This is a genomic window from Bradyrhizobium sp. HKCCYLRH1034 (assembly GCF_051168375.1).
Taxonomy (GTDB): Bacteria; Pseudomonadota; Alphaproteobacteria; order Rhizobiales; family Xanthobacteraceae; genus Bradyrhizobium.
Genome location: NZ_JBNPUW010000003.1, coordinates 240,116 through 258,313 on the forward strand (window position 1 = coordinate 240,116; position 18,198 = coordinate 258,313).

The 18,198-nt window shown below is 65.6% G+C and carries 14 protein-coding genes; 4 read left to right on the forward strand and 10 right to left on the reverse strand.

The annotated features are described in order from the left end of the window. Positions 1-14: 14 nt before the first annotated feature. The 3 genes from ACQR0W_RS08190 to ACQR0W_RS08200 all read right to left on the reverse strand — a co-directional run bounded on the left by ACQR0W_RS08190 (position 15) and on the right by ACQR0W_RS08200 (position 2,952). Complete coding sequence (locus tag ACQR0W_RS08190; protein WP_315715154.1) at positions 15-800, reverse strand: ABC transporter ATP-binding protein; 786 nt, start codon at positions 798-800, stop codon at positions 15-17. After that, a complete protein-coding gene (locus ACQR0W_RS08195) occupies positions 800-1,651 on the reverse strand; it encodes an ABC transporter permease (RefSeq protein WP_315825556.1) in 852 nt (283 codons plus the stop codon). Before ACQR0W_RS08195 ends, ACQR0W_RS08190 begins: the two co-directional genes overlap by 1 nt. A gap of 326 nt (positions 1,652-1,977) precedes the next feature. Then, positions 1,978-2,952, reverse strand: coding sequence for an aliphatic sulfonate ABC transporter substrate-binding protein (locus tag ACQR0W_RS08200; RefSeq protein ID WP_315715152.1), 975 nt, complete (start codon positions 2,950-2,952; stop codon positions 1,978-1,980). 196 nt (positions 2,953-3,148) lie between these two features. Here ACQR0W_RS08200 and ACQR0W_RS08205 point away from each other — a divergent pair, with 196 nt between their 5' ends. The 3 genes from ACQR0W_RS08205 to ACQR0W_RS08215 all read left to right on the forward strand — a co-directional run bounded on the left by ACQR0W_RS08205 (position 3,149) and on the right by ACQR0W_RS08215 (position 8,010). Next, the gene (locus tag ACQR0W_RS08205; RefSeq protein ID WP_315768051.1) at positions 3,149-5,944 is read left to right on the forward strand and encodes a [protein-PII] uridylyltransferase; all 2,796 of its coding nucleotides are present in this window, start codon (positions 3,149-3,151) and stop codon (positions 5,942-5,944) included. Between the two features lie 94 nt (positions 5,945-6,038). Next, positions 6,039-6,404 carry a DUF1304 domain-containing protein gene (locus ACQR0W_RS08210; RefSeq protein ID WP_315825557.1) on the forward strand — a complete coding sequence of 122 codons (366 nt, stop codon included), beginning with the start codon at positions 6,039-6,041 and terminating at the stop codon, positions 6,402-6,404. Between the two features lie 379 nt (positions 6,405-6,783). Next, the gene (locus ACQR0W_RS08215; protein WP_315715149.1) at positions 6,784-8,010 is read left to right on the forward strand and encodes an ABC transporter substrate-binding protein; all 1,227 of its coding nucleotides are present in this window, start codon (positions 6,784-6,786) and stop codon (positions 8,008-8,010) included. A 259-nt stretch (positions 8,011-8,269) separates the two neighbouring features. Here the strand turns inward: ACQR0W_RS08215 and ACQR0W_RS08220 are convergent, their stop codons facing one another. The 4 genes from ACQR0W_RS08220 to ACQR0W_RS08235 all read right to left on the reverse strand — a co-directional run bounded on the left by ACQR0W_RS08220 (position 8,270) and on the right by ACQR0W_RS08235 (position 10,318). Then, complete coding sequence (locus tag ACQR0W_RS08220; RefSeq protein ID WP_316171013.1) at positions 8,270-8,887, reverse strand: ATP-dependent Clp protease proteolytic subunit; 618 nt, start codon at positions 8,885-8,887, stop codon at positions 8,270-8,272. 43 nt (positions 8,888-8,930) lie between these two features. Then, positions 8,931-9,290 (reverse strand): SRPBCC family protein, encoded by a 360-nt coding sequence (locus tag ACQR0W_RS08225; protein WP_315768057.1) that lies wholly within the window; start codon positions 9,288-9,290, stop codon positions 8,931-8,933. Beyond that, a complete protein-coding gene (locus ACQR0W_RS08230) occupies positions 9,287-9,601 on the reverse strand; it encodes an ArsR/SmtB family transcription factor (RefSeq protein ID WP_315715146.1) in 315 nt (104 codons plus the stop codon). The genes ACQR0W_RS08225 and ACQR0W_RS08230 overlap by 4 nt, the downstream gene beginning before the upstream one ends. A 288-nt stretch (positions 9,602-9,889) precedes the next feature. Next, positions 9,890-10,318, reverse strand: coding sequence for a DUF1330 domain-containing protein (locus ACQR0W_RS08235; protein ID WP_316171014.1), 429 nt, complete (start codon positions 10,316-10,318; stop codon positions 9,890-9,892). Positions 10,319-10,472: 154 nt separating this feature from the next. Between ACQR0W_RS08235 and ACQR0W_RS08240 the strand changes: the two genes are divergently transcribed. Continuing rightward, the gene (locus ACQR0W_RS08240) at positions 10,473-12,671 is read left to right on the forward strand and encodes a transglycosylase domain-containing protein (RefSeq protein WP_316171015.1); all 2,199 of its coding nucleotides are present in this window, start codon (positions 10,473-10,475) and stop codon (positions 12,669-12,671) included. A gap of 49 nt (positions 12,672-12,720) precedes the next feature. On the opposite strand, the gene ACQR0W_RS08245 is transcribed toward ACQR0W_RS08240, so the two are convergent. From ACQR0W_RS08245 to ACQR0W_RS08255, 3 genes are all read right to left on the reverse strand, one after another. After that, positions 12,721-15,384 carry an EAL domain-containing protein gene (locus tag ACQR0W_RS08245; protein WP_316171016.1) on the reverse strand — a complete coding sequence of 888 codons (2,664 nt, stop codon included), beginning with the start codon at positions 15,382-15,384 and terminating at the stop codon, positions 12,721-12,723. A gap of 317 nt (positions 15,385-15,701) precedes the next feature. Further along, positions 15,702-16,541 carry a M48 family metallopeptidase gene (locus tag ACQR0W_RS08250; RefSeq protein ID WP_316171017.1) on the reverse strand — a complete coding sequence of 280 codons (840 nt, stop codon included), beginning with the start codon at positions 16,539-16,541 and terminating at the stop codon, positions 15,702-15,704. A gap of 208 nt (positions 16,542-16,749) precedes the next feature. Then, a complete protein-coding gene (locus tag ACQR0W_RS08255; RefSeq protein WP_315715141.1) occupies positions 16,750-18,078 on the reverse strand; it encodes a polyhydroxyalkanoate depolymerase in 1,329 nt (442 codons plus the stop codon). Positions 18,079-18,198 lie beyond the last annotated feature (120 nt).

Here is an 18,198-nt window from a genome sequence, read left to right on the forward strand (position 1 = left end):
CCGGGCCGCCAAAGTCACCACCACAGGCCGCCGCCGGGCTCACGCCTGCCCTGCGTGTCCGGCATCGTCCGGTCGAGCGAGCGGTCCAGCGCGGTCAAGACATGCCGCTTGAACTGCTCGAACAAGGGCGCGTTGCGGTCGCGCGGCCGCGACAGATTGATGGTGATCTCCTCGAACAGCCGGCCCGGATGCGGCCGCATCACCAGCACGCGGTCGGCCAGCACCACGGCCTCCTCGACGTCGTGGGTCACGAGCACCAGCGTCGGGCGCGTATCGGCCCAGAGATCGAGCAGATGATCCTGCAGATCCTTGCGGGTGAAGGCATCGAGCGCAGAGAACGGCTCGTCGAGCAGGAGCACCTCCGGCTGCGCCACCAATGCGCGGGCGATCGCGACGCGTTGCGCCTGGCCGCCGGACAGTTCGCGCGGCCAGACCTTGGCCTTGTCGGCGAGGCCCACACGTTGCAGCGCGCGGGCGACACGGTCGCGACGCTCGGCTGCCGGCAGCTCGGACAGGCCGAAGCCAATGTTGTCGGCGACCGTGAGCCACGGCAGCAGCCGCGGCTCCTGGAAGATGATGCCGACCTTGGGATGCGGCGCAATGATCGCCTCGCCGTCGAGCGTCACGGTGCCGGCGCTGGCGCGGTCGAGCCCGGCGATGGTGCGCAACAACGTCGACTTGCCGCAGCCGGAGCCGCCGATGATGGCGATGATCTCGCCGAGCTGGATCCCGGCCGAGAACCGCTCCAGCGCGTGGACACCGTTGGGATAGACCTTGGTGACGGATGCGAGCTGCAGCATCAGGCCGCCCCGCTCTGGCGCGCGAAACTGTCCTGCCAGCGCAACAGCGGCGCGGTTGATATCTCCAGGAGCCAGTCGGTGACCTTGCCGATGATCGCGAAGATGACGATGGCCGCCACGATCTGTGCCGGCTTGCCGAGCTGCTGGCCGTCGATCAGGAGGTAGCCAAGCCCTTCGGAGGCGCCCATGAACTCGGCGGCAACGACGAACATCCACCCCAGGCCGAGGCCGACGCGCAGCGCCACCACATAGGCCGGCAGCACCGCGGGCAGCAGGATGCGGCGGATCATGGCCGGTCCGGACAGGCGGAAAACGCGGCCGACCTCGACGATCTTGCGGTCGACCGAAAGAATGGCACCGGTCAGGCCGAGATAGACCGGGAAGAACACGCCGACTGCGATCAGCGCCACCTTGGAGGTCTCGAAGATGCCGAGCCACAAGATGAACAACGGCACCCAGGCGATCGACGGAATCGCACGCAGCGCCTGGATCGTCGGATCGACCAGCCGGCGCGCGAAACCCCAATAGCCGCAGATGCCGCCGAGCAGCGTGCCGGCGGCGACGCCGAGGCCGAAGCCGATGCCGACGCGGGTCAAGGTCATCGTGATGTGGCGGGAGAGTTCGCCGGAGCGGGCGAGCTCGGCGATGGTGGTGAAGACCTTCGAGGGCGGCGGCACCAGCCGGCCGTTGGACCAGCCGGCCCGGACGGCAAGCTCCCAGGCGAGTGCGAGCGATAGCGGCAGCAGCAGGCCCACCAGCGGCCGCGCGAAGCGTGCGAGCCGCGGCGTGGTAGCGGTCTGGGATGTCGGGGCGGCCGAAGCCGGTGCCTGCAATTCGACGGTCATGGTCATAGTGAGAACAGTGTCTCGCGCGGGAATGCAAGGCGTGGCGTTGGCGGATAGTCGTGGTGGCCGATCAGCATGGTGACCAAGGACGGCGCCCAGCAATCGCTGTCGTCCCGGCCTTGCGCCGGGACCCATACTCCGCGGCGGTCGTTGTGGAGCGAGATGCCGCTCAAGCGTGGTCAACAACAGGCGTCACGGAGTATGGGTCCCGGATCTGCGCCCGCCAACGCCATCGCGTTGGCGAGCTTGTCCGGGACGACACCGGTTTTTGATCGCCGGCTCTTGGCATAGGCGATTTGGCGCAGCGGCCTATTGCCCGAGCCGTGCAAGTCCTAATTCGTCGGCAACGGGACCTGGTCGTCGATCAGGGCGTCCAGCGTGGCCTTCACATCCACCTTGGCATCGACGACACCGGCCTGCTGCAAAGCCAGGCCAGCGGCCAAAATCGACTCGCGCTGGGGTGCGCCGATGCGGCTATGGGTCAGCTCGGTGCGCTCCTTGAGCTGCTTGTCGACCACCGTCTCAGGCAGCTTCGTGACGGCGATGAAGGTCTTCTTGAGGTCGTCGTAGTTGGCCAGCGCGTCCTTGCGCGCGACCTCGTAGGTGGCGAGCACGCGGCGGACGATCTCCGGATTGTCCTTCAGGAACTGCTCGCGCACGTTCAGGATGCCCCAGGTGTTGGCGTCGGCCTTGCGGTAGAACAGCCTGGCACCCTCCTCGACCTCGGCCTGCGCCATCATCGGATCGAGCCCGGCCCAGGCGTCGACGTCGCCGCGGATCAGCGCCGCCTTGCCGTCGGCGTGCTGCAGCAATACCGGCGTGATGTCCTTGTCGGTGAGGCCCGCCGACAGCAGCGCGCGCACCAGGAAGATGTGCGGATCGGTGCCGCGGGTCACCGCGACCCGCTTGCCCTTGAGGTCGGCCACAGAGGCAATCTTGGAATCCTTGCCCGTGACCAGCGCGGTCCATTCGGGCCGCGAATAGACGTAGACCGACTTGATCGGGTTGCCGTTGATCCGGGCGACAAGCGCGGCGGAGCCGGCGGTCGAGCCGAAATCGAGCGAGCCGGCGTTGAGGAATTCGAGCGCCTTGTTGGAGCCGGCCGACTGCACCCAGACGATGCTGATGCCGTCCTTGGCGAACTCCTTCTCCAGAAGTCCTTTCTGCTTCAGCACCAGCGACACCGGATTGTAGGTCGCCCAATCCAAGCGGATCTCCTTCACCGGCTCGGCCGCGCGTGCAGCGCCGCATCCCAGTAGAACCACGGCCGCAACCGCAGCAAATCCGCGCCTCGACAATCCACCCATCGTCACCCCTCCAACCCTCAAGAAACATTGCTGTTGTTTCAATGAGTTATGCCAGGAGCGCGCGAGAATTGCTTTTCCTTTCGACGGCGCCGTTCAGAACGATCATCATCTCGTGAGCACCGATGACAGCATGGATCGATTGTTGCATTGGAAGTTTCGTGACAGCACAGGCCTTGTTCGATATCCGGTTGCATCCATGGACAGCGTCGCCCCCCATTCCCACCCTGATAGCCTTTCCGATTTCGACAGCGCCGGCATCGCGGCTGCGGTCGACGCGTTGGCCGCGCAGCATTCGGGACGCGAGGACATGTTCCGCGCCGCCGTGGTGCAATTCCTCAAGGCCGAGCTGGTCAAGGCGCGCGCGGCGGCCCAGGCGCAACTGTTGAAGGACCGCCATGGCCGGCGCTGCGCCGAGCAGCTCTGCTTCGTGCAGGACGAGATCATTCGCATCCTCTACGCCGCCGCCACCCAGCACCTCTATCGCTCGCAGGTGCCGAGCGGCGCCGAGCGCATGGCGGTGGTCGCCACCGGCGGCTATGGCCGTGGCCTGATGGCGCCGGAGTCCGACATCGATCTCCTGTTCATCCTGCCCTACAAGCAGACCGCCTGGGGCGAGCAGGTCGCCGAAGCCATTCTGTACTCGCTGTGGGACATGGGATTGAAGGTCGGCCACGCGACCCGCTCGGTCGACGAATCGATCCGCCAGGCGCGCGGCGACATGACCATCCGCACCGCCATCCTGGAGACGCGTTATCTCGCGGGCGACCGGCCGCTCTATGACGAGCTGGTCGCGCGCTTCGACAGCGAGGTGGTGCAGGGCACCGCAGCCGAGTTCGTGGCCGCCAAGCTCGCCGAGCGCGAGGAGCGGCACCGCCGCGGCGGCCAGTCGCGCTATCTCGTCGAGCCCAACGTCAAGGACGGCAAGGGCGGCCTGCGCGACCTGCACACGCTGTTCTGGATCGCTAAATACGTCTACCGCGTGCGCGAGACCGCCGAATTGGTCGAGCGCGGCGTGTTCGACGCGCATGAATACCGCACCTTCCGGCGCTGCGCGGACTTCCTGTGGTCGGTGCGCTGCAACCTGCATTTCGTCAGCGGCCGTCCGGAAGAACGGCTGTCGTTCGACCTGCAGCGCGAGATCGCGGTGCGGCTTGGCTACACCAGCCATCCTGGCATGCAGGATGTCGAGCGCTTCATGAAGCACTACTTCCTGGTCGCCAAGGAGGTCGGCAATCTCACCGCCATCCTGTGCGCCAAGCTCGAGGACCAGCAGGCCAAGCCGGCGCCGGTGCTGAGCCGGATGATCTCGCGCCTGACCACCGGCGCCACCTGGCGGCGCGTGCCGGAGAGCGACGACTTCATCGTCGACAACAACCGCATCAACCTCGCCGCGCCCGACGTCTTCAAGCACGATCCGGTCAATCTGATCCGCATCTTCCGGCTGGCGCAGAAGCACAACCTCGCCTTCCATCCCGACGCGATGCGCGCGGTCACGCGCTCTTTGAACCTGATCAACACCGAGCTGCGCGACGATCCCGAGGCCAACCGGCTGTTCATGGAGATCCTGACCTCCAACGATGCCGAGGTCGTGCTGCGGCGGATGAACGAGACCGGCGTGCTCGGCCACTTCATTCGCGCCTTCGGCCGCATCGTCTCGATGATGCAGTTCAACATGTATCATCACTACACGGTCGACGAGCACCTGATCCGCTGCATCGGGTTCCTGCAGGAGATCGAGCGCGGCGGCATCGACGAGTTCACCCTGGCCTCCGACCTGATGCGCAAGATCCGGCCCGAGCACCGCGCTGTCATCTACATCACCGTGCTGCTGCACGACGTCGCCAAGGGGCGGCCCGAGGACCATTCCATCGCCGGCGCCAAGATCGCGCGCCGGCTGTGCCCGCGGCTCGGCTTCAACAATGCCGACACCGAACTGGTCGCCTGGCTGATCGAGGAGCATCTGACGATGTCGACGGTGGCGCAGTCGCGCGACCTGTCGGACCGCAAGACGATCGAGAATTTCGCCGCCGTGGTGCAGTCCGTCGAGCAGATGAAGCTGCTGACCATCCTGACCACCGCCGACATCCGCGGAGTCGGCCCCGGCGTCTGGAACGGCTGGAAGGCGCAGCTGCTGCGTACGCTGTATTACGAGACCGAGCCGGTACTGACCGGCGGCTTCTCCGAGGTCAACCGCGCCAAGCGCATCACCGCGGCGCAGGCCGAATTCCGCAACGCCTTCACCGACTGGCCCGAGGACGAGCTCAACACCTATATCGGCCGGCACTATCCGGCCTACTGGCTCAAGGTCGAGCTGCCGCGCAAGATCCGCCATGCCCGCTTCGTGCGATCGAGCGAGGATGCCGGCCACAAGCTCGCGATCAACGTCGGCTTCGATCCGGCGCGCGGCGTGACCGAGCTGACGATCTTCGCGATGGACCATCCCTGGCTGCTGTCGATCATCGCCGGCGCCTGCGCCTCGGCCGGCGCCAACATCGTCGACGCCCAGATCTACACCACGACCGACGGCCGCGCGCTCGACACCATCGCGATCTCCCGCGAATATGAGCGCGACGAGGACGAAGGCCGCCGCGCGACGCGGATCGGCGAGACCATCGAGCAGGTGCTGGAGGGCAAGCTGCGGCTGCCGGACGCCGTGGCGCGGCGGACGACGCGGGGCAAACAGCACAAGGCGTTCTCGGTCGAGCCGGAGGTCACCATCAACAATCAATGGTCGGAGCTCTACACCGTCATCGAGGTCTCCGGCCTCGATCGCCCCGGCCTGCTGTACGAGCTGACCACCGCGATTTCGAAGCTGAATCTCAACATCGCCTCGGCCCATGTCGCCACCTTCGGCGAACGCGCCCGCGACGTGTTCTACGTCACCGACCTCCTGGGCGCGCAGATCAACGCGCCGACCCGGCAGGCCGCGATCAAGAGCGCGCTGCTGCATCTGCTGGCGAACGACGACGCGGCCGCTCAACCGGCGGCATGAGCGACCATCGCGCGGCCCTGAGCCGCTCGGAGCTCGATTTGAACGAGGGGACCGGCACCAGCGCCGGCCCGCGCAGGCTTGGGGGAGCCGAACCATGGCATTGATTGCAGGCATCGTCGTCGGGCTGATCGGCCTGCTGCACGTCTACATTCTGGTACTCGAGATGTTTCTCTGGACCAAACCGGCCGGCTTGAGAGCGTTCAACAACACGCCGGAGCGCGCGGAGCAGACCAAGGTGCTCGGCGCCAATCAGGGCCTCTACAACGGCTTCCTCGCCGCCGGCCTGTTCTGGGGCCTGGCGCACCCGACGCCGGCCTTCGCGTTCCAGATCAAGATCTTCTTCCTGCTCTGCGTGCTCGTCGCCGGGCTCTATGGCGCCGCCACCGCCAGCCGCAAGATCCTGTTCATCCAGAGCGTGCCGGCCACGATCGGCCTGGTGCTGGTTTGGCTCGCGGGCTGAGCCGGGCTGTATCTCCATCCTCTGTGTCGTCCCGGACAAGCCGTGACGCGCACAAGCGCGTCACGGCGCCGATCCGGGGCCCATAATCCCAGGCAGCGTTTTGGGGCAGGATCGCCACTCCGAGCCGTAGCCACACGACGGCCTGTGGCCATGGATCCCGGCTCTGCGCCCGACGTCGCTGCGCGACGCCGGGCTTGGCCGGGACGACACCGAACTTGTTGAGCCAGTTGGGCTCATCATAGCGACATCGACGGAACCGCCGCACCCGTGCTCCCCTCGCCTTGCGTCCGCCCAGCCCTTCCTCCACACTCCCTCCCAGCGATGGCGCCCCGGTCGGGCAGACCAGCCGCATAACAAATCAGGAGGAACGATAGACCCCATGCGACAGGGATATTTCCGTCTTGCAGGGGCGGCCGCTTTGGCCGTCACCCTCTCCGTCACGTCAGCCTCGGCCCAGAAGAAGTACGACCCCGGCGCCTCCGACACCGAGATCAAGATCGGCCAGACAGTGCCGTTCTCGGGTCCCGCCTCGGCCTATGCCTCGATCGGCAAGACCCAGGCCGCCTATTTCAACATGATCAACGAGCAGGGCGGCATCAACGGCCGCAAGATCAAGCTGATCCAGTATGACGACGCCTACTCGCCGCCCAAGGCCGTCGAGCAGGTCCGCAAGCTGGTCGAGGACGACGGAGTTCTGCTGACCTTCCAGATCATCGGCACGCCGTCCAACGCCGCGGTCCAGAAATACCTCAACGCCAAGAAGGTGCCGCAGTTGTTCGCCGCCACCGGCGCCACCAAGTTCACGGACCCCAAGAACTTCCCGTGGACCATGGGGTACAATCCCAACTACTTCACCGAGGGCCGCATCTACGGCCAGTATATTCTGAAGGAGCATCCCAACGCCAAGATCGGCGTGCTCTATCAGAATGACGATCTCGGCAAGGACTACCTGAACGGCATCAAGGCCGGCCTCGGCGACAAGGCGTCGACGATGATCGTGTCCGAAGCCTCCTACGAGGTTTCCGATCCGACCATCGACTCGCAGATCCTGAAGATCAAGTCGGCGGGAGCCGACCTGTTGTTCTCGGCCGCGACGCCGAAACAAGCCGCGCAGGCGATCAAGAAGCTCCATGAGCTCGATTGGCACCCCGTGCACATTGTCGACATCAACGCGACCTCGGTCGGCGCGGTCATGCAGCCTGCGGGCCTCGACGCTGCCAAGGGCGTCATCTCCGTCAACTACGGCAAGGATCCGCTCGACCCGCAGTGGAAGGACGATCCGGGCCTGAAGCGCTATTTCGATTTCATGGCCAAGTATTATCCCGAGGGTGACAAGAACTCGAACTTCAACACCTACGGCTATTCGACCGCGCAGCTCCTGGTCACCGTGCTGCAGATGTGCGGCGACAACCTGACGCACGAGAACGTCATGAAGCAGGCGGCGTCGCTGAAGGATGTAACCGGCGACTTCTCGCTACCGGGAATGAAGATCAACACCTCGCCGACCGACTATCGCGTCAACAAGCAACTGCAGATGATGAAGTTCAACGGCGAGCGCTGGGAGCTGTTCGGCCCGATCCTGGAGGACAAGGGCGCGGCGGGCTAGCTGCACTCGACGTCGTTCCAGGGCGTCGCGACAGCGACGAACCGGGAAATCTCGAGAGTCCGGGTTCGATGCTGCGCATCGCCCCGGAATGACGCGGTCAACATCGATGGTACGGGGCTGCGCGATGGCGCGGCCCCGTTCTGCATTGCGGCACGGGTTGCGCCCGTTCGCCGCTGCGTGCGCTCGCCGACGGTCATTCGACCGCATCGCGGGTAACGACGGCTGTTGCGGCAGGATCCGCCGCCGCGTCGAGGGAGTATCAGTCGTTGATGACGTCACCCAGGTCGCGTTGCTTGACGACGCGGTCGATCAAGCCCCACTGCAAGGCTTCGTCCGCGGTCATGAAGTGATCGCGATCCAGGGTGCGCTCGACGTCCTCATAGCTGCGCCCGCAATGCTCGGCGTAGAGCCTGATCATGCGGTGCTTGGTCTGCTCCATCTCCCTCGCGTGAATCAGGATGTCGGACGCCTGGCCCTGAAAGCCGCCGAGCGGCTGATGGACGTGAAGGCTTGCATTGGGCAGCGCCGTCCGCTCGCCGGGCTCTCCCGCCATCAGAAGAAACGAGCCCATCGAACGCGCCGTTCCCATGCAGAGCGTGTGCACCGGTGCTCTGACGAATTGCATCGTGTCATACATCGCCAGGCCGCTGGTGATCACGCCGCCGGGTGAATTGATGTAGAGATGGATCGGCCGCTTTGGGTTCTCCGCCTCGAGGAAAAGCAGTTGCGCGCAGACCAGGGCGGAGACCGTATCGTTGACCTCGCCGTTGAGGAAGACGATCCGCTCGCGCAGCAGCCGCGAATAGATGTCGAAGGATCGCTCTCCCCGGCTCGACTGCTCGATGACCATAGGGACGAGTTGCATCGTGTCGCGCATGCGCGAGCTCCCGGTTTCAGTGAGGTGTCGGTGACTTGGAGGATCAGGCCGCGCGCATCAGGCTGCGCCTGTTGCTGTTCGCCGCCGACGGCGTCCGCCGCATCAGCGTCGTGGCGACCAACCCGTGAATGATTCTGAGCCTGGTGCCGCCCTCGGCATTGGGCATGACCTGGAACGTCACGATGCTCTCCAGGTACGGCGGTTCGTGGTCGCGCATCCGGTAGCGGACTTCTTCGCCGGGCGTCGCGGAGATTGGCGCAGCGTCGGCGAGGTCGCCGCGCGGCAGCCAGTTCTCGCGCAGCGCAGGAATGCTGATGGCACGCCAGACCTTCTCCGGCGGCGCGTCCAGTTCGTAGTCGAGCACCAGATCGTCGCTCTGCAGGTCAGCCTTGATATCGGTCATTGGTCCATGTCCTTCAGCACGGCCTTCAACGCATCGACCCGCGACGGCCAGTAGGCACGGTACTTCGCCAGCCAGCGCGCGATCTGCGCCAAGCCCTCCGGATCGACCTCATAGTTGACGAAGCGACCCTGCCGTTCTTCCCTCACCAATCCCGCGCTTCGGAGAACCGCGAGGTGCTGGGACATCGCCGGCTGGCTGATCGTCAGACCCTCGCGAAGCGCGCTGGCATTCATGCTGCCGTTCGCCAGCTTCTCGAAGATCGCGTATCGCGTCGGATCAGCCAGGGCCCTGAAGATGTCACTCTCGATCATGCCAACACATAAGCATAAACTTATGTGTCGTGCAAGCGGCAACGGAGGCTGAGAACGCGGATGTCTTCGAGCAGAGCGACGCGCCCGGGCGCTTCTGGATCAGCATTCGCTCTCACCCAGCCCACTGCCGCGCTCCCTCCCCCCTTGTGGGGGAGGGTTGGGGAGGGAGTAGCCACGGAGACGGTCGCCCGGAGCGCCCCCTCTCCCTAGCCCTCCCCCACACAGGGGGAGGGAACGTACCTTTTGCTTGGCGACTGGGAACTACCAATCTTGCGGGTGTAGTCAGACTTACACCGCTGGCACCTCGCCAAAGTTCTTGCTCACCGGCAGCACGGCGTGGCGGATCAGGCGCGAGTCTTCGACCGCCGCCTGGCGATGCTTCACCGCCTCGCGATAGACGGGATCGCGGATCATCTCGACGAAGGCTTGCACGCTCGGATATTCGGCGATGAAACAGTGGTCCCAACGTTCGTCCTGCGGACCGATCAGCATCAGCTCGAAGCGGCCCTGCCAGACGATGCGGCCGCCGAGGCGCTCGAACACCGGGCCGCTCTCGCGGCCATAGGCGGCATAGGCTTCCGCGCCGCTGACCTTGCGTCCATCGGGATAGGCTGCCTCCCTGCGCAGCCGCACCAGGTTCAGCATGTGGATCGGCCCCGGGCGGTCGTTCTCCCGAAACTGCGCGAACACCTCCTTGGTGGGATCGATATGGCCCATGAACTCCCTCGCCTGTTGTTGTTTACCTTGGCTTAACCATAACGCGGCGTTAGCGGCGCGAAACTCCTAATCGCGCGTTAAGGTCTTTCTAACTGCCCCTTAAACTCCGGACGTTACCGTGGTCGGACGGCGGGGTCGCGGGCTCGGGTTGCGTATGGCGCGGGGACGGAAACAGGGCGGCGGACGCAAGGAGCCGCGATTCGGTCTTGCGGCCGCGATGGCCGATCTGCGCCTCGACCCCAAGGATCGCATTCCCTCCGACGACACGCCCAAGAAGTCAGTTGCAAAGACTGCAAAGAAAAGGCCGGTCGAGCCCGACGACGAGGACGATGTGCCGGCGCGCGAGCCGAAGGCCTCGACACCGAAACCAAAGCCGAGACGTGGCAAGTCGCGCTGGGGAATGTCGATCGGGCGCATGTTCTACTGGGCGCTGGTCTGCGGCCTGTGGGGCGTGATCGCGCTGGTCGGCGTCGTGATCTGGGCCGGCGCGCATCTGCCGCCGATCCAATCGCTGGAGATCCCCAAGCGGCCGCCGACGATCGAGATCGTGGGCTATGACGGCACCATGCTGGCGCAGCGCGGCGAGATGGCCGGCGCCAACGTCGCGCTGAAGGATCTGCCGCCCTATCTGCCGAAGGCGTTCATCGCCATCGAGGACCGCCGCTTCTACCAGCATTTCGGCATCGACCCGATCGGCATCGCCCGCGCCGTCGTCGCCAACATCCTGCATCGCGGCGTGTCGCAGGGCGGCTCGACCCTGACGCAGCAGCTCGCCAAGAACCTGTTCCTGACCCAGGAGCGCACGCTGGCGCGCAAGCTGCAGGAGGCGGAGCTGGCGCTGTGGCTGGAGCGCAAATATTCCAAGCGCGAGATCCTCGAGCTGTATCTCAACCGGGTCTATTTCGGCTCGGGCGCCTACGGCGTCGAGGCCGCAGCGCAGCGCTATTTCGGCAAGTCGGCGCGGCAGGTGACGATCGGCGAAGCCGCGATGCTCGCAGGTCTCGTCAAGTCGCCGTCGCGGCTGGCGCCGAACCGCAACCCGGAGGGCGCGGCCAAGCGCGCCCAGACCGTGCTGGCGGCGATGGCGGAGGCCAAGTTCATCACCGAGGCCCAGGCGCAGGCCCAGATCGCGCATCCATCCGTCGCGGTGAAGCCGGCCGGCGCCGGTACCATCAACTACGTCGCCGACTGGATCGGCGAGGTGCTCGACGACCTCGTCGGCCAGGTCGAGGAATCGATCGTGGTGGAGACCACGATCGATCCGAAGCTGCAGAGCGTGGCGGAAGCGGCCATCATCGACGAGCTCGCGGCGAAGAGCGTCAAGTTCAACGTCAGCCAGGGCGCGCTGGTGGCGATGACCCCCGACGGCGCCGTGCGCGCCATGGTCGGCGGTCGCAACTATGCCGACAGCCAGTTCAACCGCGCCGTAACCGCCAAACGCCAGCCCGGCTCGGCGTTCAAGCCGTTCGTCTATCTCACCGCGATCGAGCAGGGCCTGACGCCGGACACGGTTCGCCAGGACGCGCCGCTCGATCTGAAGGGCTGGAAGCCGGAGAACTACACCCGCGAATATTTCGGCCCGGTGACGCTGACCCAGGCGCTGGCGATGTCGCTCAACACGGTCGCGGTGCGCGTCGGCCTCGAGGTCGGACCGAAGAACGTGGTGCGGACCGCACACCGGCTCGGCATCGCCTCCAAGCTCGATCCCAACCCGTCGATCGCGCTCGGCACCTCCGAGGTGTCGATGATCGAGCTGGTCGGCGCCTACGCGCCGTTCTCCAATGGCGGCCTCACCGTCTCGCCGCATGTGGTGACGCGGATCAGGACGCTCGACGGCAAGCTGCTCTACATGCGCCAGACCGAGCAGCCGGTGCAGGTGATCGAGCCGCGCAACGCGGCGATGATGAATCAGATGATGCAGGAGACGCTGATCTCCGGCACCGCGAAGAAGGCGGAGATCCCGGGCTGGATCGCTGCCGGCAAGACCGGCACCAGCCAGGATTTCCGCGACGCCTGGTTCATCGGCTACACCGCGCATCTCGTCACCGGCGTCTGGCTCGGCAATGACGACAACTCGCCGACCAAGAAGGCGACCGGCGGCGGCCTGCCCGTCGAGGTCTGGACCCGCTTCATGCGATCAGCGCATCAGGGCGTGCCGGTCGCGGCGCTGCCGAACGCGCAGGGCTCGGGCCTGGTCCCGACCCTGGCGCAGATCGCCTCGCAGATCACGGCGCCATCCGCGCCGGCACCGAGCGCACGCTCGGCGCCGCCGAGCCGCGGCAACGCGCGGCCGGAAGCCGCCGCGGGTCTCGACGGCTGGCTGGTGGATCGATTGTTCGGTGGAAAGCGCTGAGCCGGCGAAGATGAGGTGAGAGGCGCATCCGCGAGGGGATGCACCCTTCTCAGCTGGCGGCTGCGGCGATGGGACGCGCTGCCGGCTCGGCGGTTGCCGCGCCGGACGCTCGGGCCAGTTTGCGCCCGATCTGCCGCAGCATCAGGCTCGCCCGCAGCGCGCTGTAGTCCAGCAGCCAGCGGCTGAAGGCGCTGGCGGCCATCGGCCGCGCGAACAGGAAGCCCTGCATTGCATCGCAACCGAGCTCGGCCAGCAGCTTGCGCTGCGGCTCGGTCTCGACACCTTCGGCGACCACAGCCACGTCGAGGCTCTGGCCGACGCGCACGACCGCGGTCACGATCGCCCGCGTGCCGCTGTCGTTCTCGAAATCGCGCATGAAGCTGCGATCGATCTTCAGCTCGTCGATCGGCAGCTGGGCCAGTCGGCTCAGGCTCGAATAGCCGGTGCCGAAATCGTCCAGCGACAGGCCGACGCCCATGTTGCGCAGTTCGTTCATGGTCGCGATCACGGTGGCGCGCTCGTTGAGGATGACGCCCTCGGTGATCTCCAGCATCAGCATCTTCGCCGGCAGGTCGTTGGCGGCCAGGATCTGCGCCACCATCGCCGCCAGGTTGACGTTCTGGAAGTTGATCGGCGACAGGTTCACCGAGATGCAGGGGATGTCGAGACCGGCGCGGCGCCACGACGCCATCTGCTGGCAGGCCAGCTTGATCGACCACACGCCGATCTGCTCGATCAGGCCGCATTCCTCGGCGAGCGGAATGAACTTGGCGGGCGAGACCTCGCCGAGCACCGGATCGTGCCAGCGCGCCAGCGCTTCCACGCCGTGGATCGCGCCGTCGCGGGTGCGGATCTGCGGCTGATAGTGCAATGTCAGGGCCTCGCTGGCGATCGCCTCGCGCAGCGCGGTCGAATGCATCAGCCGTTCTTCGGCGAGCTTGTCGATGTCGGCGCTGAAGAAGCGGTAGGTCGCCCGGCCGCCGCGCTTGGCCTTGTACATCGCCGCGTCGGCCTGCTTGATCAGGGTCTCGATGTCCTTGGCATTATCAGGATAGAGGCTGAGCCCCATGCTCGCCGACATCGGCACTTGGCGCTTGCCGATCGTCAGCGGCATCGCCAGCGCGGCGGTGATGCGCGCCGCCGCGAGCGAGGCTTCCAGGGCATCGCGGTTCTGCAGCACGATCACGAACTCGTCGCCGCCGAGCCGGCCCAGCATGTCGCCGGGGCGGATCTGCGCTCGCAGGCGGTTGGCGAAGCCGACCAGGAACTCGTCGCCGGCGGCATGGCCCAGCGTGTCGTTGACGTCCTTGAAATTGTCGGCGTCGAGGAAGGCCACGGCGACGTGTCCGCCGTCCGGACACGCCTTGATGGCTTCGGCGATCAGCGACGGGATGCGGGCCCGGTTCGGCAGGCCCGTCAGCATGTCGTGATAGGCGACCTGTGAGATCGTCGAGCGGACCTCCTGGCGCTCGATGGCGAGCGCACCGAGCTGGACGCAGGCGGCGACGATCTGCTCGTGCCAGGGACTGGGGCCGCGGCATTCACGGAAGTAGAAGGCAAAGGTGCCGATGACGCGGCCATCCTTACCCTTGATGGGCGACGACCAGCAGGCACGCAGGCCGGCGGCGAGCGGGCCGGCCTTGTAGGGTTGCCAACGCGGATCATTATCGATGTCGTGCGACAGCACCGGCTCGCAGAGATAGGCGGCGGTGCCGCAGGAGCCGACGTCCGGCCCGATCGCGACGCCGTCGAGGCTGGCCGAATAAGCGGGCGGCAGGCTGGGGCCGCCGAGCGGATGTACGTGCCCATCGGAATCGACGTGCAGGATCGAGCAGACGGCGTCCGGAGCGAGCTCTTCGACCCGGCGGCACAGCTGATCGGCGATGGTCGTGATCGAAACGTCGGACGCCAGCGACGCCATGATCAACTGCTGCAGCGAGCGCAACTGCTTGGTCTCCCGGATGTCCGTGAGCAGCCCGAACAGATATCTGACCTTGCCCCGCTTGGTCCGGTGCGCCTTGACATAGGCGGTCGTCCAGATCTCGCGGCCGTCCTTGTCGTAGACCAGCACGTCCTCTTCGATGCCACGGTCGTCCTCGAGGCATTGTCTCAGCCGGTCGACGATGGCGGGATCGGTGCAGGGGCCGATCAGCAGCTCCTCGGCGCGGCGCCCGATCGCCTGTTCAGGCGTGTAGCCGAACAGGCTGGCAAAGGCGGCGTTGGTGTAGAGGATGTTGAGATCGCGGTCGGTGACGATGACGGCCCGGTTGGTCCGGTCGGCGACCGACGTCAGCAGCGCATTGCGCTCGCGCATGTCGACTTCGGTGGTCACGTCACGAATGAACAGCAGCGAACGGACCGGCTCATCCTCCCGGCCCGGCGGGAGCGCGCACAGCGACAGGCGGAGGCGGGTCCGCCCGCCGTCGGCATGGCGCATCGTCGTTTCGCGGGCGTCGGACTGGTCCGCCTCGTGCTGCGCGTCGGTCGTCTCGTCGCACGCGATCGCCGGGATCAGATCCGCGGGCAGACCCAGACTTTCGAGGTCGGCGCCGACCAGAGCGGCCGGCTCGCGCCGCAGCAGCACCGACGCCGCCCGATTGGCGTGCTGGACGTGGCCCTGCGCGTCGAGAAAGAGAATCGCCTCGGAAACACCGTCGAGCGCGGCCGAGAGCAATTGTGTGGATGCGGCCGGTTGGAACTCGCTTGCAAGCATCGTTCGATTCGAGGCGCGCTGCACGTTTCGAGAGAAACGATCTGCGCTTTGGTTGCAGCGAACGACCCGGCAGCTCGCTGGGACGTCACCTTGGGTTTGATTGCGGTAAATCTGGCGAGCGCAGCGTTACAGCCACGTTAAAGCGCCGCCGAATTGGGCAATATCCTTCGACTGCAGACGAGAAGGCTTAAGAATTCGATAGTCCGCAGGCGGGTTCTGAGTTCATCGTTGCAGATTGGAACCCGACGAAGAAATGGCCCGGACCAGAAGGCCGGGCCATTGGGATTCACATCGTCGAGCGGTCCGTCGTCGAGACCTCAATCGTCGATGCCGTAGCGATGCAGGTCGTTGCCGCAGGTGTCGAGCCACTTCTTGGCGCGCTCGACCGAGGCGCAGATCCGGCCACACACCTTCCAGAACCGCGGCGAGTGGTTCATCTCGATCAGATGCGCGACCTCGTGCGCGGCGAGATAATCGAGCACGAAGGACGGCGCCAGGATCAGGCGCCACGAGAACGACAGCGAGCCGGCCGAGGTGCACGAGCCCCAGCGGCTGGACTGGTCGCGGATCGACAGCCGCTTGACCTTGACGCCAAGCTGCTCGGCATAGGCGTCGGCCGCCTTCTGCAGGTCACGGCGCGCCTCGCGCTTCAGGAAGTCGAGCACGCGGCGTTCAGTGTGCTCGATCCCGCCGGCCACGCACAGGATCTTCTCGCCACTGTCTCGCGTCTCGGTCCACACCGTGCCGCGTTCGCCCGCGCGATGCACGATCTTGTGCGGCACGCCGCGAAGCGGCACCAACGTGCCCGGCAGGAACGGGGCCGCCTTCGGCAGACGTCCTAGACGGGCTGCGATCCAGGCGCCGTGACGCTGCGCGAAGTCTTTCGCCTCGATGATGGTGCCGCGCGGCGGCATCGTGAGGATCGCCTCGCGATCCGACGGATGAATTCTCAGGGTATAACGTCGCGCACGACGGTGACGCCGCAATCTAATCGAGTAGATTTGCGAGCCATGCTTGACGAGAAGACGCGAGGGTTCGGCGGGCCGCCGATAGAGTAGCGCGCGAGTGGCCATTTCTGTCAGTCCGGGGGGTAAGAGCTCGCCCGGATTTTGCCATATCCACCGCCAGGGAAAGCGCTCGGCGCAAAAACAAATCATTTGCCCAACATACAGGGGTTCAGAAGGTTCCGCACCCTAGCAGTTGGGCCTCGCGCGCCCCCGAAAACATGAATTCAGATTCAAAAGCATCGCTCAAGAAGCGACGCCACATTCACTGCTTGAGTCACTCCTGAGTTTCGGTTTCGACCGTCCCTTCAAAGGGTTACCGCGCAGCCGGATTCGGATGCGCGGTGACCATCGTCTTCGCTCATTCAGCCGCAATGGCGAGCAGCGACTTCGGATCGGCTGCCGACAACATGAAATCGTTGATGCGCGGCACGATCTCCGACTTGAATCGCGAGCCGTTGAACACGCCGTAGTGACCGACACCCGGTTGCACGTAGTGAACCCGGCGGTGATCCGGGATCGACGAGCAGAGTCCGTGCGTCGCCTCGGTCTGACCGAGACCGGAGATATCGTCCTTCTCGCCTTCGACCGTCATCAACGCCACACGCGTAACCTTCGACGGATCGACCAGGGTGCCGCGATGGGTCATCTCGCCCTTCGGCAGCGCGTGCTTGATGAACACCGTCTCCACCGTCTGCAAATAATATTCCGCAGCCAGGTCCATGACGGCGAGATACTCGTCGTAGAAGTCGCGATGCTTGTCGACCTGATCGCCATCGCCCTTCACCAGGTTGGCGAACAGCGCCTTGTGGGCGTCGACATGGCGGTCGAGATTCATGCTGATGAAGCCGTTCAGCTGCAGGAAGCCCGGATAGACGTCGCGCATCACGCCCGGATGCGGGAACGGCACCTTGGTGATGACGTGGTTGCGGAACCAGTCGATGCCGCGCTCCTGGGCGAGATTGTTCACGCCGGTGGGGTTGCGCCTGGTGTCGATGGGGCCGCCCATCAAGGTCATCGAGATCGGCGCAAACGGGTCACGCTCGGCCTCCATGACCGAGACCGCCGCCAGCACCGGCACCGCCGGCTGGCACACCGCCATGACGTGCATGTTGGTGCCGAGAAAGCGCAGCATCTCGATGACATAGTCGATGTAGTCGTCGAGATCGAAGCGGCCTTCGGCCAGCGGGACCATCCGCGCATCGGACCAATCGGTGATATAGACCTCGTGGGTCGGCAGGAACGCTTCCACCGTGCCGCGCAACAGGGTGGCGTAATGGCCGGACATCGGCGCCACGATCAGCAGCCGGGGCTGCGGCGCGCGCAAGGGGCGGGTCAGCTTGCGGTCGAAATAGAGCAGCCTGCAGAACGGCTTTTCCCAGATCGAGCGGACCTCGACCGGGGTCCGGATGCCGTTGACCTCGGTCTCGTCGAGTCCCCATTCGGGCTTGCCGTAGCGGCGTGTGGTGCGCTCGAACAGTTCGCAGGCCGCCGCGACCGATTTGCCCATCTGGGTGTGGGCCCAGGGATTGAGCGGATTCTGAAACAGGATCTTGGTGGCGTCGGTGACGGCGCGCGCCGGATTGAGCGAGGCATGCGCCATTTCGTACATCCAGTACATCGGCGTCGTCAGGACCGGACTGCCTTCCGACGCCAGGGGCGGTGCACCGCCAAACTCACCTATCGGCATTCTCGTTCAACCTCTCTGCAGCGCAGCATACTGCCGAATGCGCAATTATGCGTCAATGCGGTGGTGTACGAGAAGGTGCCTCAAAGCGACGAAAAAGCCCGGAAATCCACGGGAAAAGCG

Coding starts and splice junctions, on each gene's coding strand:
- ACQR0W_RS08190 (WP_315715154.1), bottom strand. CDS start 800: ATGCTGCAGCTCGCATCCGTCACCAAGGTCTATCCCAACGGTGTCCAC.
- ACQR0W_RS08205 (WP_315768051.1), top strand. CDS start 3,149: ATGGACAGCGTCGCCCCCCATTCCCACCCTGATAGCCTTTCCGATTTC.
- ACQR0W_RS08245 (WP_316171016.1), bottom strand. CDS start 15,384: ATGCTTGCAAGCGAGTTCCAACCGGCCGCATCCACACAATTGCTCTCG.
- ACQR0W_RS08215 (WP_315715149.1), top strand. CDS start 6,784: ATGCGACAGGGATATTTCCGTCTTGCAGGGGCGGCCGCTTTGGCCGTC.
- ACQR0W_RS08220 (WP_316171013.1), bottom strand. CDS start 8,887: ATGCGCGACACGATGCAACTCGTCCCTATGGTCATCGAGCAGTCGAGC.
- ACQR0W_RS08200 (WP_315715152.1), bottom strand. CDS start 2,952: ATGGGTGGATTGTCGAGGCGCGGATTTGCTGCGGTTGCGGCCGTGGTT.
- ACQR0W_RS08230 (WP_315715146.1), bottom strand. CDS start 9,601: ATGATCGAGAGTGACATCTTCAGGGCCCTGGCTGATCCGACGCGATAC.
- ACQR0W_RS08195 (WP_315825556.1), bottom strand. CDS start 1,651: ATGACCATGACCGTCGAATTGCAGGCACCGGCTTCGGCCGCCCCGACA.
- ACQR0W_RS08210 (WP_315825557.1), top strand. CDS start 6,039: ATGGCATTGATTGCAGGCATCGTCGTCGGGCTGATCGGCCTGCTGCAC.
- ACQR0W_RS08235 (WP_316171014.1), bottom strand. CDS start 10,318: ATGGGCCATATCGATCCCACCAAGGAGGTGTTCGCGCAGTTTCGGGAG.
- ACQR0W_RS08250 (WP_316171017.1), bottom strand. CDS start 16,541: ATGATTTGTTTTTGCGCCGAGCGCTTTCCCTGGCGGTGGATATGGCAA.
- ACQR0W_RS08255 (WP_315715141.1), bottom strand. CDS start 18,078: ATGCCGATAGGTGAGTTTGGCGGTGCACCGCCCCTGGCGTCGGAAGGC.
- ACQR0W_RS08225 (WP_315768057.1), bottom strand. CDS start 9,290: ATGACCGATATCAAGGCTGACCTGCAGAGCGACGATCTGGTGCTCGAC.
- ACQR0W_RS08240 (WP_316171015.1), top strand. CDS start 10,473: ATGGCGCGGGGACGGAAACAGGGCGGCGGACGCAAGGAGCCGCGATTC.